General features: G+C 68.1%; 8 protein-coding genes. 5 read left to right on the top strand and 3 right to left on the bottom strand.

What is annotated here, in order from left to right; genetic code table 11:
- The 5 genes from A9X05_RS02405 to A9X05_RS02385 form a co-directional block, all read left to right on the top strand.
- Positions 1-2753: arabinosyltransferase domain-containing protein (locus A9X05_RS02405; RefSeq protein ID WP_067778995.1), on the top strand; the 2753-nt coding region annotated here is incomplete at its 5' end.
- A gap of 157 nt (positions 2754-2910) precedes the next feature.
- Positions 2911-3414: a hypothetical protein gene (locus tag A9X05_RS02400; protein WP_067778992.1), complete on the top strand. Its 504-nt coding sequence runs from the start codon at positions 2911-2913 to the stop codon at positions 3412-3414.
- A 108-nt stretch (positions 3415-3522) separates the two neighbouring features.
- Positions 3523-3981 carry a hypothetical protein gene (locus A9X05_RS02395; protein ID WP_156670249.1) on the top strand — a complete coding sequence of 153 codons (459 nt, stop codon included), beginning with the start codon at positions 3523-3525 and terminating at the stop codon, positions 3979-3981.
- Positions 3982-4046: 65 nt separating this feature from the next.
- Complete coding sequence (locus A9X05_RS02390; protein ID WP_368664914.1) at positions 4047-4424, top strand: FHA domain-containing protein; 378 nt, start codon at positions 4047-4049, stop codon at positions 4422-4424.
- Positions 4425-4434: 10 nt separating this feature from the next.
- Positions 4435-6207: an acyl-CoA dehydrogenase family protein gene (locus A9X05_RS02385; protein ID WP_067778986.1), complete on the top strand. Its 1773-nt coding sequence runs from the start codon at positions 4435-4437 to the stop codon at positions 6205-6207.
- 217 nt (positions 6208-6424) lie between these two features.
- Here A9X05_RS02385 and A9X05_RS02380 read toward each other — a convergent pair whose 3' ends face one another.
- From A9X05_RS02380 to A9X05_RS02370, 3 genes are all read right to left on the bottom strand, one after another.
- On the bottom strand, positions 6425-7792 hold the full coding sequence (locus tag A9X05_RS02380; RefSeq protein WP_067760220.1) for a tetratricopeptide repeat protein: 1368 nt from the start codon (positions 7790-7792) through the stop codon (positions 6425-6427).
- Between the two features lie 34 nt (positions 7793-7826).
- Positions 7827-9332, bottom strand: coding sequence for an acyl-CoA carboxylase subunit beta (locus A9X05_RS02375; RefSeq protein WP_231968752.1), 1506 nt, complete (start codon positions 9330-9332; stop codon positions 7827-7829).
- 65 nt (positions 9333-9397) lie between these two features.
- Positions 9398-13173, bottom strand: a 3776-nt coding sequence (locus A9X05_RS02370) for an acyltransferase domain-containing protein (protein ID WP_067778983.1), incomplete at its 5' end; no start/stop codon positions are given.

Below are 13173 nucleotides of genomic sequence, written 5' to 3'. Positions count from 1 at the left end.
AAGTGAAGGATTCGGCCGGCAGGCCGATCGGGGGCGGTTTCCCCGACCCGAACCTGCGGCCGCAGATCGTCGGGGTGTTCACCGACCTCACCGGCCCGGCCCCGCCGGGCCTGAAACTGTCGGCCACCATCGACACCCGGTTCTCCACCACCCCAACGACTTTGAAGCTGACCGCGATGGTGCTGGCCATCGTGTCCACGATCGTCGCGCTGATCGCATTGTGGCGCCTGGACCAGCTGGACGGCCACCGGATGCGCCGGCTCATTCCGGCGAACTGGCGCACCTTCACGCTGGCCGACGTCACGGTCATCTTCGGGTTCCTGCTGTGGCACGTGATCGGGGCGAACTCGTCCGATGACGGCTACATCCTGGGCATGGCCCGGGTCGCCGACCACGCCGGTTACATGTCGAACTACTTCCGCTGGTTCGGCAGCCCGGAGGACCCGTTCGGGTGGTACTACAACCTGCTGGCGTTGATGACCCACGTCAGCGACGCCAGCCTGTGGATGCGCCTGCCGGACCTGATCGCGGGAATCGTCTGCTGGCTGCTGCTTTCGCGTGAGGTGCTGCCCCGTCTCGGGCCCGCGGTCGCCGGCAGCAAGGCGGCGAACTGGGCGGCGGGCCTGGTCCTGCTCACCGCGTGGATGCCGTTCGACAACGGCCTGCGCCCGGAGCCGATCATCGCCGTCGGTTCGCTGATCACCTACGTGCTCATCGAGCGCTCCATGCGTTACAGCCGGTTGACTCCCGCCGCGCTGGCGGTCATCACCGCGGCGTTCACCCTCGGCGTCCAGCCCACCGGATTGATCGCCGTGGCCGCACTGGTCGCCGGTGGCCGTCCGATCCTGCGTATCCTGGTCCGCCGGCATCGGCTGGTCGGCACCTTGCCGCTGGTGGCGCCGATGCTGGCCGCCGGAACGGTCATCCTGACCGTGGTGTTCGCCGATCAGACGCTGTCAACGGTGTTGGAAGCCACCAGGATTCGGACCGCGATCGGGCCCAGCCAGGCCTGGTACACCGAAAACCTGCGCTATTACTACCTGATTCTGCCCACCGTCGACGGTTCACTCTCGCGCCGCTTCGGCTTCCTGATCACCGCGCTGTGCCTGTTCACCGCCATGTTCATCATGTTGCGGCGCAAGCGAGTTCCGGGCGTGGCCCGCGGGCCGGCGTGGCGCCTGATGGGTGTCATCTTCGGCACCATGTTCTTCCTGATGTTCACCCCCACCAAGTGGGTGCACCACTTCGGGCTGTTCGCCGCGGTGGGCGCGGCGATGGCCGCGCTGACGACGGTGCTGGTGTCGCCGAAGGTGCTGCGCTGGTCGCGCAACCGGATGGCGTTCCTCGCGGCGGTGCTGTTCATTCTGGCGCTGTGCTTCGCCACCACCAACGGCTGGTGGTACGTCTCCAGCTACGGCGTGCCGTTCAACAGCAGCATGCCCAGGGTCGGCGGAATCTCGATCAGCACAATCTTTTTCGCGCTGTTCGTGATTGCCGCGGTGTATGCGGCCTGGTTGCATTTCGCCGACACCAGCCACGGCGAGGGCCGCCTGGCGCGAGCGCTGACCGCCGCGCCGATCCCGCTGGCGGCCGGCTTCATGGCGCTGGTGTTCGTGGCGTCGATGGTGGCCGGCATCGTGCGTCAATACCCCACCTACTCCAATGCCTGGGACAACCTGCGCGAGTTCAGCGGAGGCTGCGGCCTGGCCGACGACGTGCTCGTCGAACCGGACAGCAACGCCGGCTTCATGGCGCCCCTGCCCGGCGATTACGGTCCGCTGGGGGCGCTCGGGGGCGTGAACCCGACGGGATTCACTCCCAACGGTGTTCCGGACCGCACCCTGGCCGAGTCGGTCAAGGAGACGTCGGTGCCGCAGCCGGGCACCGACTACGACTGGGACGCGCCGCTGAAGCTGACGACGCCCGGCGTCAACGGATCGACGGTGCCGCTGCCGTACGGCCTCAACGCCGAGCAGGTCCCCCTGGCCGGGAGCTACACGACCGGGGCGCAACGGCAGAGCCGGCTCACCTCCGCGTGGTATCAGCTGCCGAAGGCGGATGACGGGCACCCGCTGGTAGTCGTCACCGCGGCGGGCACGATCGCCGGCAACAGCATCTTGCATCACCACACCAGCGGCCAGACGGTCGAGCTGGAGTTCGGCCGTCCCGGTCCCGGCGGCTCCGTGCAGCCGGGCGGCAGGCTGGTGCCCTACGACCTCTACGGCGAGCAACCCAAGGTGTGGCGCAACCTGCGCTTCGCGCGCTCGCAGATCCCGGCGGACGCCGTCGCCGTGCGGCTCGTCGCCGAGGACCTGTCGCTGACGCCGGACGACTGGATCGCGGTCACCCCGCCGCGGGTGCCGGAACTGCGCTCGTTGCAGGAGTATGTCGGCTCGACGCAGCCGGTGCTGATGGACTGGGCGGTCGGGTTGGCATTCCCGTGCCAGCAGCCGATGTTGCATGTCAACGGTGTCACCGAGATCCCGAGGTTCCGCATCACCCCGGACTACAACGCCAAGAAGCAGGACACCGACACCTGGCAGGACGGCGTCAACGGCGGCCTGCTGGGCATCACCGATCTGCTGCTGCGGGCCCACGTGATGTCGACCTACCTGTCGCACGACTGGGGCCGGGACTGGGGATCGCTGCGCAAGTTCGACACCGTCGCCGATGCCCATCCCGCGCAGCTCGATCTGGGCACCGCGACCCGTAGCGGCTGGTGGTCTCCTGGGCCGATCCGCATTAAACCGTAGGGCGTAATAAACGCCTTTTCTCTGGCAATTCGTCAGCCGCCCAATAACCGCACAAATTAACGAATGAGTAATTGCCGGAAATAGGTTTGATTTTGCCGGGCCCTGGTTAATACCTAACCGCTGTGATTCAGTTCACACGGGAGAAACAGGTGGGCCCATGTACACGCTGAGACGTATCCGAACATGTGCGGCGCTGATCGCGGTGGCGATCACCTGGGCGATGACGTTCGGCGTCAAGGCCCACGCCGAAGGCGGCACCACGGTGGTGCTGGACAACTATTTGCGGCGCTGCGATTTCAGCCGCGTCGGCGTGGCCCCGAAGGTGCCGAGCCCGATGCTCGGCACCGGCTCGGCGGTGATCCGTACCAGCGGGTCAAGAGCGCTCGCGGAGGTGCACCTGTACGACGAGCCCGAGCCCGGCACCCACTTCGACGTCGGGCTGATCCAGATGCCCCGGCCCTCGTCGAGCACCTGCGGTCCGGGTGATCCCGGCACCGCTTTCGCGGGCATGGATATCGATGCGGCGGGCACCGGAACAACGACCGTCCAAGACACCATTCGTCCCGGCACGACTGGAGTTTGGGTGATTATCGAACGGACCAACGCTAACTCGCAGAATCCGGCGGAGTTCTACACATCGGAGTTCGTCGCCCCGGTATAACCACGCCGTTGGGAGCGGGCAGTGCCTTAAGTCCCTATCACGACGCCGCGGTCGAGTGCTCCGATAAAGGGGTCGCCGCGTGACCGGCGTCGGATGAAAGGTACGGCAATGGACGCTTCCCAACAGTCGACACGCTTCTTCTGCCGCGTGCTCGGCCCCTTCCTCGTCGTCGTCGATGTGACGGCGGTGGCGCGCGCCTCGGACATGCAGTCGCTGCTGTCGCAGTTCGAGGCGAATTCGATGTGGACCTTCGTGACCGGAGCCTTCATCCTGCTGATCGGCCTGACCATCGTTGCGGCCCACCAAAGCTGGCGCGGCGCCGCGGCGGTCACCGTTTCCCTGGTCGGCTGGCTGATCGTGTTGCGCGGATTGCTGCTGGTGGCATTTCCCAGGTTCTTCGCCGCGCTGGCCAACGACATGATCGGCGCGCAGGGCTGGTGGATCACGGCGTGCGTCGTCTTCGCCCTGGTCGGGCTGTACCTGACCTACGTCGGTTGGGTGCCGGCGCCGCAGCGCCCGACATCGCAGGCGACGGCGGCCAACCCGGACCTGCCGCGAGCCGCGTGAGCGACACGGGGTCGACGCCGCACCGGCCAACTCGGCGCGAAGACCCGGAGGACCGCACCGGCGCCATCGGCAGCGCCATGCCCGCCGAGCTCGACGCGCCGGCAACCGCCGCCGATGCCGCGATCGAGGACACCGCCGGGTTGCGCCCAGGCTCGGCGCTGCTCGTCGTGAAGCGTGGCCCCAACGCCGGTTCGCGTTTTTCCCTGAGCGCAGACGTGGTCTCCGCCGGCCGCCATCCCGAGAGCGACATCTATCTCGACGACATCACCGTCAGCCGTCGGCACGCCGAATTCCGAAGCGACGGCGGGCAATTCCGCGTCGTCGACGTGGGCAGCATGAACCAGACCTACGTCAACCGGAAGCCGGTCGACTCGGCGGTGCTGGCCAACGGCGACGAAATCCAAATCGGCAGGGTCCGTCTGGTTTTCCTCACCAGCGCGTAGCGTCTCACCCATGAGCGACTACGCCGCGGAGGCGGTGGACAGGCTGCCCTTCTCCACCGAGGAGAAGGCGCAGCGTTACCGGACCGAGGACTATCGCGGGGCGCTCGGTCTCAACTGGTACCTCACCGACCCCACCCTGCAGTTCATCATGGCGTACTACCTGCAGCCGGACGAGCTGGCGGTGGTGGAGCCGCACCTGGCGCGCATGGGCGAGCTGATGGGCGGCGCGGTCGCGAAATGGGCGGAGGAGACCGACCACAACCCGCCGCGGCTGGAACGCTACGACCGGTGGGGACACGACGTCAGCCAGGTCGTCATGCCGGCGTCCTTCACCCAGTCCAAGCGCGCGGTCCTGGACGCCCAGCAGGCGCTGCGCAACGACGCCCGCGCCGCCAAGGTGAGCTCAGGCCTGGGCCTGTTCGCGTCGAACTACCTGCTGAATCAGGCCGACATCGGGATGGGCTGCGCGTTGGGCACCGGCGGTGGCATGGTCTCCTCGCTGGTGGCCGCCTACGCGCCTGCCGACGTGCGCGAGCACGTGCTGGCCAAGTTCGCCTCGGGCGAGTGGGCCGGGGAGACGGCGCAGCTGCTGACCGAACGCACCGGCGGCTCGGACCTGGGCGCGCTGGAGACCACGGCGACCCGGGCCGGGGATTCCTGGATCCTCAACGGGTTCAAGTGGTTTGCCTCCAACTGCGCCGGCGAGGCCTTCGTCGTGCTGGCCAAGCCGGAGGGCGCACCCGACTCGACGCGGGGCGTCGCCAACTTCCTGGTGCTGCGCACCCGCCGCGACGGGTCGCGCAACGGGGTGCGGGTGCGCCGCCTGAAGGACAAGCTCGGCACCCGCTCGGTGGCCTCCGGCGAGGTGGAATTCGTTGACGCGGAAGCGTTTCTGCTGTCGGGAGAGCCCAGCGGCGAAGCCGGGCCATCGGACGGGAAGGGCCTGGGCCGCATGATGGAGTTGACCAACGCCGCGCGCCTGGGCATCGCCCTGTTCGGCCTGGGTAACGCGCGCCGCGCCCTGGTCGAGTCGTTGTGCTATGCCCGGCAGCGGCACGCGTTCGGCGGCGCGCTGATCGACAAGCCGCTGATGCGGCGCAAGCTCGCGGAGCTGATCGTCGACGTGGAAGCCGCGCAGGCAATGGTTTTCGACGGCACCGGCGCCACCAATCATCGCCAGCCGCGGGCCATGCGGCAACGCATCGCGGTGCCGGTGACCAAACTGAAAGTGTGCCGGCTCGGCATCACCGCGGCGTCCGACGCGATCGAAATCCACGGCGGCAACGGCTACATCGAGACCTGGCCGGTGGCCCGGCTGCTGCGCGACGCGCAGGTGAACACCATCTGGGAGGGGCCGGACAACATCCTGTGCCTGGATGTGCGGCGCGGCATCGAGCAGACCCGCGCGCACGAGCGGTTTTTGGCGCGGCTGCGCGACGCGGTGTCGGTGTCGGATGACGACGACACCACACGGCTGGTCGCCGGGCGCATCGAGGATCTCGACGCCGCCATCACGGCGTGGTCCAAGCTGGACCGCGACATGGCCGAGGCGCGGCTGTTCCCGCTGGCCCAATTCATGGGCGACGTCTATGCCGCGGCGTTGCTCACCGAGCAGGCCGCCTGGGAGCGCGAGGCCCGCGGCGGGGAGCGAAAGGCGTTGGTAGCCCGGCTGTATGCGCACCGGTACCTCGCGGATCGGGGGGCGCTGCGCGGCATCGACGCCGAATCCGACGAGGCGCTGGAGCGGTTCGACGACCTGGTCGATGGCGCGTTCACGGGCTAACGATCATCACCCGCCGGTCGCGTCGTGCGACAAACACCACTCGATCCACGGATTTGATATCGCTCGCGATATCACGGTCGGCATATGAGGGTCGAGACGCTGCCGAAGCGACCAATGATACTGCCCCGCAGCCGGTCTGGACCGCGATCAGCCCACACGTTCGCTCGGTGCGGAACCATGACTGATTTCGTGATCGTGGTGAAACACCAGGATCCCGTCAGACCATCGCGCTGCCATCCCAGAACAGTGGCAGACCGCTCCAGGTGCGGGTGTCGATGAAGTGCAACATCGTTCGCGACGCCTCCGTGAGTTCATGGTCGTCGCCGAGCAGCCGCGCGCAATCGTCGATCAGCCGCCGGGTCCGCTCGCCGGCCGCCTCGAATTCGTGCCCCTCCCAGAACCGCCAGGCCAGGAAATAACGCCACAGCAACGTCTCGTAGGCGTCATTGCCCGCGGCGCGGGCGCTGCGGGACAACGCTTTCTTGGCCGCCACAACATTTTCCATCAACGCGGCGCGCTCGGCGCGCTGGTCGTCGGCGTCCTCGGTCACCTTCTCGACCGCGTCTTCGTCGAGGTCTCCGGTGTCCAGCCAGTCGCGTCCCGGAGGCTGGTCGATGTCGCGTTCTTCGGATTCCACGTCGACGAACAAATGGAAGGCCAGGTCGCGCACCTCGTTGAGGTCCTGCTCCCACTCGGCGTACGCCGCCGAACGCTGTTCGCGCGCACCGACGCTCAGCGGGTGCGCCTCGCCGAGGCCGCGGGTCAGGTCCTCGGCCAGCAGGTCCCACTCGGAGATGCAGTCCACTTCGGTACCGGAGGTTTTCGGCGTCAAGAGCGCACGAACGTAACGCGCCCGCAAAGTAATTTCGTCGTCGTGGCCGAGCGCGTTTTCGGCGGTCGTTATCAGTTCGTTGAGGCTCTTCAGAACGAAGCTGGTGGGGCCTGTGGCTTCCCCGAGCCAACCCAGCCGCGCCAGTTGGGCGGCCAAAGTCTCGGGATGATGCGCCCCCAGTAGTTGGCGGCGGTACGTCACCACGGGCACCGCATCTGAGCTGGCGCCGAAAGGGTCACCGAGGTCGTAGCGGGCCTGCGCCACCATGTAGGCCGCCGACAGCGTCACCTCGTGCTCGACACCGAACACGCGAGTTTCGGCGCCGCACAACCGCACCCAGCGAACCAGCCTGGTCGCCGCATCCTCATGGGGATACTCGACGTAGGCCACGACATGACTCGCACGGAGCGTGTCGGGGTGCTCGGCGCCCAGCACCCCAACCATCGCCGGAATCAGTTCGCGCAGTTGGTCAACCGCGCCGATGTCACCGAGGAGGAAGCGCCACCGTGCCACCGCGCCGGCCACCGCGAGAGTATCCGGGTGTTCGGATCCGAGTACCTCGCGACGTGTATCGAGGACTGCACCGGCGTCACCGACAGCACCTAGCGTGTCGCCGGCATTCTGCCGCGCCTCGGCCAGCGCCAGTCGCGCGGCCAAAGTTGATTCGTGTTGCGGCCCCAGCGCGGCATGCACCGATTGCCACTTCTGCACTGCTGCCGTGACGGGATCGACTGCCTCGAGATTCTCCGACATGATCCCCCTGACTGGCCGGCCGTTCGGCCTGACGCTAGACCGGGATCAGCCCGTGCTTGCGTGCCGTGCGGAACCACAACTGCTTGTCGCGCAACAACTTCATCGACTTGCGCAGCAACAGCCGGGTGTCGTGCGGGTCGATGACCGCGTCGATGAAGCCGCGCTCGGCGGCCGTCCACGGGATCGCCATGTTGAGGTTGTAGCCCTCGATGAAGTCCTTCTTGATCTGCTGCGCCTCGGGCGTGGTCGGGTCGGGGAACCGCTTCATCAGCAGCTGGGCTGCGCCCTCGGCGCCGATCACCGCGATGCGCGCGGTGGGCCAGGCGAAGTTGAAGTCGGCGGTCAGCTGCCGGGAGCCCATCACGGCGTAGGCACCGCCATAGGACTTGCGGACGGTGATGGTCACCTTCGGCACGTCGGCTTCGACGACGGAGTAGAGGAACCGCCCACCGCGCTTGATGATGCCCCGCTTCTCCTCCTCGGCGCCCGGCAGGAACCCCGGGGTGTCCACCACGAAGACCAGCGGGATGTTGAACGCGTCGCAGAACCGGATGAACCGCGCCGCCTTGTCGGACGCCTCGTTGTCGATCGACCCGGACAGGTACATGGGCTGGTTGGCGATCACGCCCACCGGGTGCCCGTCGACGCGGGCGTATCCGGTGATGATGGCCGGCCCGTGCTGCGCGGCCACCTCGAGGAAGTCACCGTCGTCGAAGATGCGCAGCAGGATCTCGTGCATGTCGTAGGCCATGTTGTCGGAGTCCGGCACGATCGAGTCGAGCTCCAGATCGGTCGGCGTGACCTCCGGCTCCAGCCCGGGGTTGACGATCGGCGGCCTGTCGAAGCAGTTCGAGGGCAGGAACGACAGGAAGTCCCGCACGTACTGGAACGCCTCGGCCTCGGAATCCACCACCTGATGGATGTTGCCGTAGCGGGCCTGCGCGTCCGAGCCGCCGAGCTCGTCGAGGGTGACCTCCTCGCCGGTGACCTCCCGGATCACGTCGGGACCCGTCACGAAGAAGTAGCCCTGGTCGCGCACCGAGACCAGCAGGTCGTCCTGGATCGGCGAATACACCGCTCCCCCGGCACATTTGCCGAAGATGAGGGAGATCTGCGGCACCAGTCCCGACAGCGCCTCGTGGCGCCGGCCAAGCTCGGCGTACCACGCCAGCGAGGTGACCGCGTCCTGGATGCGGGCTCCGCCGGAGTCCTGGATGCCGATGATCGGGCAGCCGATCATCGCGCACCACTCCATCAGCCGCGCGACCTTTCGGCCGAACATCTCGCCGACCGTGCCCTGGAACACCGTCTGGTCGTGCGAGAAAACCCCGACGGGCCGGCCGTCGATCGTGGCGTGTCCGGTGACGCACCCGTCGCCGTAGAGCGCGTTCGGGTCGTTCGGTGTCTTGGCGAGCGCGCCGACCTCGAGGAAGGTGCCCGGGTCGACCAGTGCGTGGATGCGGGCCCGGGCGCTGGGGATGCCCTTCTTGTCACGCTTGGCGACGGCCTTCTCACCGCCGGGCTCCTTGGCCAGCTCCATGCGAACGTGTAGCTCGGCCAGCTTTTCGGCTGTCGTGTGAGCGCGAGAAGGCTCCGCACCGGTCACTAGTTGCCCACCTCACTCTTCCGGCGGCGCCCCGCCTCGATGTTCTCCAGCGCCTCGGTCATGTGCGCGCCGACCTTGGCGATGATCGGCTCGTCGATGGCCTGGATGTGCTCCCCGCCGATCGGCACGACCTCGAGCTCGGACACGTACTCGCCCCAGCCGCCATCCGGCTGGCGAATGGCATACCGCGGCTCGAACTCGATGACGTCGTCATGGTAGCGATCCGCCATGTAGAGCGTGACGTGGCCGTCGTAGGGCTCGATCTGGACCGTCTCCAAGGCGCGGTTGTCGAGGTACGACGTGCGCTGGTGCTCGATGATCCCGCCCGGCACCTGCACACCGCTCTGCTGGACGATCTCCAAGACGAACTTGACCTGACCCTCGTCGTCGAGCTCCTCGAGCTGCTCGTAGGGGATCGCGGGGATCTCGACGTTGAAGGTGCGCTCGGCGAATCTCGCGTACCGGTCCCACCGCTTGCGGGTCTCTTCCCTGGTCTGCGGGATCTCTTCGCCGGCCCGGACCGTGTCGATCATGCCGACGAACGCCACGTCGGCGCCCATCCGCTTGAGCCCGATCGCGCAGGCGTAGGCCAACGCACCGCCCAGCGACCAGCCGACCAGGATGAACGGCTTGTCGCCGTTCATCTCCAGCAGTTTGGGCACGTATTGGGCGGCCCGTTCCTGGACGGTGCCCTCGACGCGCTCGAGCCCGTACATCGGGGTGTCCGGCGGCAACCGGTTGAGCAGTGGCTCGTAGACCACCGTCGAACCGCCGGCCGGGTGGAACACGAAAACCGGTATCTGCGAATCGTTTTGCGGCGCCCGGATGGTGCGGACGAATCCGTCGAGTTCACCGGCCTCGAGGTATCCGCGAACCTTCTCGGCCAGGGCCTCGATGTTCTCCGACGTCACCACGTCCTCGGCGGTGATCGGACCTTCGGCCCGCTCGGAGAGGCGCTGCGCCATCTTCTCGGCCTGCGCGTCGTCCAGCTTGGGCAGCGGGTTGAAGATGCCGCCCGGGGACTTACCCGTGACGATCGCCCACGTCGCGAAGGTGACCCGTTCGGCGGCGTCGCGCGGCGGCACGTCGGAGTTCAGCGCCTTGGTGACCGCCTCCTGGTTGAGCGCCTGTGCGGCGCCGGCCAGGTTGGGTGCGGGCTGCCCGCCGTTCGCCTTCGGCCCGGTCGGGTCGGTGGGCGGCGGCGGGATCGGCACGTCCGAGGCCGGCGGCGGCGCCGGCTGGGTCTCGGGCTCCGCCTGCGGGTCGGGCGCGGGCGCGGCGATCGTCGCGGGCGAGGCGCCGCTCATCAATTGCGCCTGGGCCTTGGCGATCTCCTCGGGCGAGTGGCTCTGCTGGTACTCGTGCAGCTGCTCGACCTCGTCGCGGTGCTCGACCGCGTACTTGATCAGCTCCTCGATGTTGTAGAGGTTGGCGTCCCGAACGGCCGTCAGTTGGATCGGCGGCAGGTCGAAGTCGTACTCGACGCGGTTCTTGATCCGCACCGCCATCAGCGAGTCCAGCCCGAGCTCGATCAGGGGCACCTCCCACGGCAGGTCCTCGGGCTCGTAACCCATGGCGGAGCCGACGATCAGCCCCAGGCGCTCCGCGACCGTCTCGCCCGAGTCCGGCGACCACTTGCCCATGCTCGCCGAGAAATACCGGTTGGTCAGGCTGTCGGTCAGGGTCTCGGCTTCGGCCTCACCGCCGGACTCCGCCGGCGCGACGGCGGCCCCGTTGGACGCAGCCGTGATGGCCGCGCCCGCGCCGACCGCGGCCGGCAAGGCGACACCGGCCTCCCCGGCGCGGGTCACCAGCGCGTCGTAGACCAGCGTGAAGGACTCGTCGATGCGGGCGTGTACCTGGACCGAGGCGCCGCCCGGATGCCGGGTCAGCGTCGTCACCAGCCGGGCGCCCTCGCCGGGCACCGCACGCTGCTCGGCGGCCGCCAGCTGCGCGTCCGGAAGGACCTCTGCCGCAGCGGCTTTCACCAACGCGGGCAGGTCCGTCAGGCCGCGGGGGTTGTACTCCCAGACGTGGCGGCCGTCAGGCAGCGCGACGTGGTTGCCCGGCATGAGCACCGAGCTGCTGCCGTGCGCGAAGTGCACGTCCAGCCAGTGCTCCTTGCGCTTGAACCGGGTCGGCGGAATGTTGGCGTAGTCCTCGGGACCGGACGCCCGGCTGAACAGCGTCCAGATGTCCAGGTCGTGGCCGTAGACGTAGAGCTGGGCCATGGCCGCGATCATCGCCTCGACGTCGTCCTGCTTCTTGGCCAGCGTCGGGATCAGCTGCGCGTCGTGCAACCCGGCCGCGGCGGTGGTCAAGCCGATCTGCATCAGCGCCACCGGGTTGGGCGCCAGCTCCAAAAAGGTGGTGAACCCGCTGTCCACGGCGTTGCGGACGCCGTGCGTGAAGTACACCGAGTGCCGCATCCCCTTGACCCAGTAGGCGACGTCGTGGAGCGGCTCGCCGTCGGGTTTGACGTAGGTCCCCTCGTGCACCGTCGAGAAGATCCCCACGGTGGGCGTCATCGGCTCGATGCCCTGCAACTCCGCGGAGAACTCGCCGAGCAGCGGGTCCATCTGCGAGGTGTGACCGGCGCCCTTGGTCTGCAGCTTGCGGGCGAAGCGGCCCTCGGCCTCGGCCCGGGCGACAATCGCGTCGATCTGTTCGGGCGGGCCGCCGATGACGGTCTGGGTGGGCGCCGCGTAGACGCACACCTCCAGGCCCGGGAAGTCGGCGAACACCGTCTTGAGCTCGTCGGCGGAGTACTCGACGAGCGCCATGAACCGGATGTACTCGCCGAACAGCATCGCCTCGCCCTCACCCATCAGGTGCGAGCGCGACGCGATGACCCGGGCGGCGTCGGCCAGCGACAGCCCGCCGGCGAAGTAGGCGGACGCGGGTTCGCCGAGGGACTGCCCGATCACCGCGGCGGGCTTGGCACCGTGGTGCTTGAGCAATTCGCCGAGCGCGATCTGGATCGCGAAGATCACCACATTGGACGTCTCGATGCCGTACTCGTGCGAGTCGTCCAAGATCAGCTCGAGCACCGAGTAACCGCGCTCATCCTGGATCAGCGCGTCGACCTTCTCGATCCACTCCGCGAAGACCTCGTTGCGCAGGTAGAGGTTCTTCCCCATCTTGCGGTGCTGCGCGCCGAAGCCGGCCATCGCCCAGACCGGTCCGTTGGTCACGGGCCCGTCGACGCTGAACACGCCCGGCCGCTGCTTGCCCTCGGCGACGGCGCGCAGACCCTTGATGGCCTCCTCGTGGTCGTGGGCCAGCACGACCGCGCGGGAACGGCCGTGGTTGCGCCGCGACAGCGCCCGGCCGACCGATTCCAGGGACGACGCCTGGCCCTCCGGGCTTTCCAGCCAGTCCGCGAGCTCGGCGGCCGCGGCCTTCTTGCGCGAGGTCAGGAACGCCGACACGGCGAGCGGGATCAGGGGCTTGGTCGGCTCCGCCGCTTCTTTCGCCGCGAGCTCTTCGAGCGCGATCTCCTTGAGCCGCAGCGCCTCGTCGGTGACGCCCGGCAGCTCGTACTCGTCCTCCTCGGGCGCCTCGGCATCCGGGATGATGTTGCCGAAATCGTCGAACCGCAGCGCGTGGCTTTCCATGGTGGGGGCCTCGGCGGTTTCCGCGGCCGCCTGCGGTTCGGGCGCCGGCTCCGGCTCCCGCTCGATGACGTCACGGGGCAAGACCTCGCGCACCACCAAGTGGGCGTTGGCGCCACCGAAGCCGAAGCTGGACACCCCGGCCAGGGCGTAGCCGTCGT

Origin of the sequence: Mycobacterium sp. E3298 (assembly GCF_001666895.1) — a bacterium.
Lineage (GTDB): Bacteria > Actinomycetota > Actinomycetes > Mycobacteriales > Mycobacteriaceae > Mycobacterium.
This window is presented reverse-complemented; position numbering and strand designations above follow the sequence as displayed.

Bases quoted from the DNA above. Each gene is read 5' to 3' on its own strand.
- A9X05_RS02400 (WP_067778992.1), top strand. From the start codon at position 2,911: ATGTACACGCTGAGACGTATCCGAACATGTGCGGCGCTGATCGCGGTG.
- A9X05_RS02395 (WP_156670249.1), top strand. From the start codon at position 3,523: ATGGACGCTTCCCAACAGTCGACACGCTTCTTCTGCCGCGTGCTCGGC.
- A9X05_RS02375 (WP_231968752.1), bottom strand. From the start codon at position 9,332: ATGGAGCTGGCCAAGGAGCCCGGCGGTGAGAAGGCCGTCGCCAAGCGT.
- A9X05_RS02385 (WP_067778986.1), top strand. From the start codon at position 4,435: ATGAGCGACTACGCCGCGGAGGCGGTGGACAGGCTGCCCTTCTCCACC.
- A9X05_RS02380 (WP_067760220.1), bottom strand. From the start codon at position 7,792: ATGTCGGAGAATCTCGAGGCAGTCGATCCCGTCACGGCAGCAGTGCAG.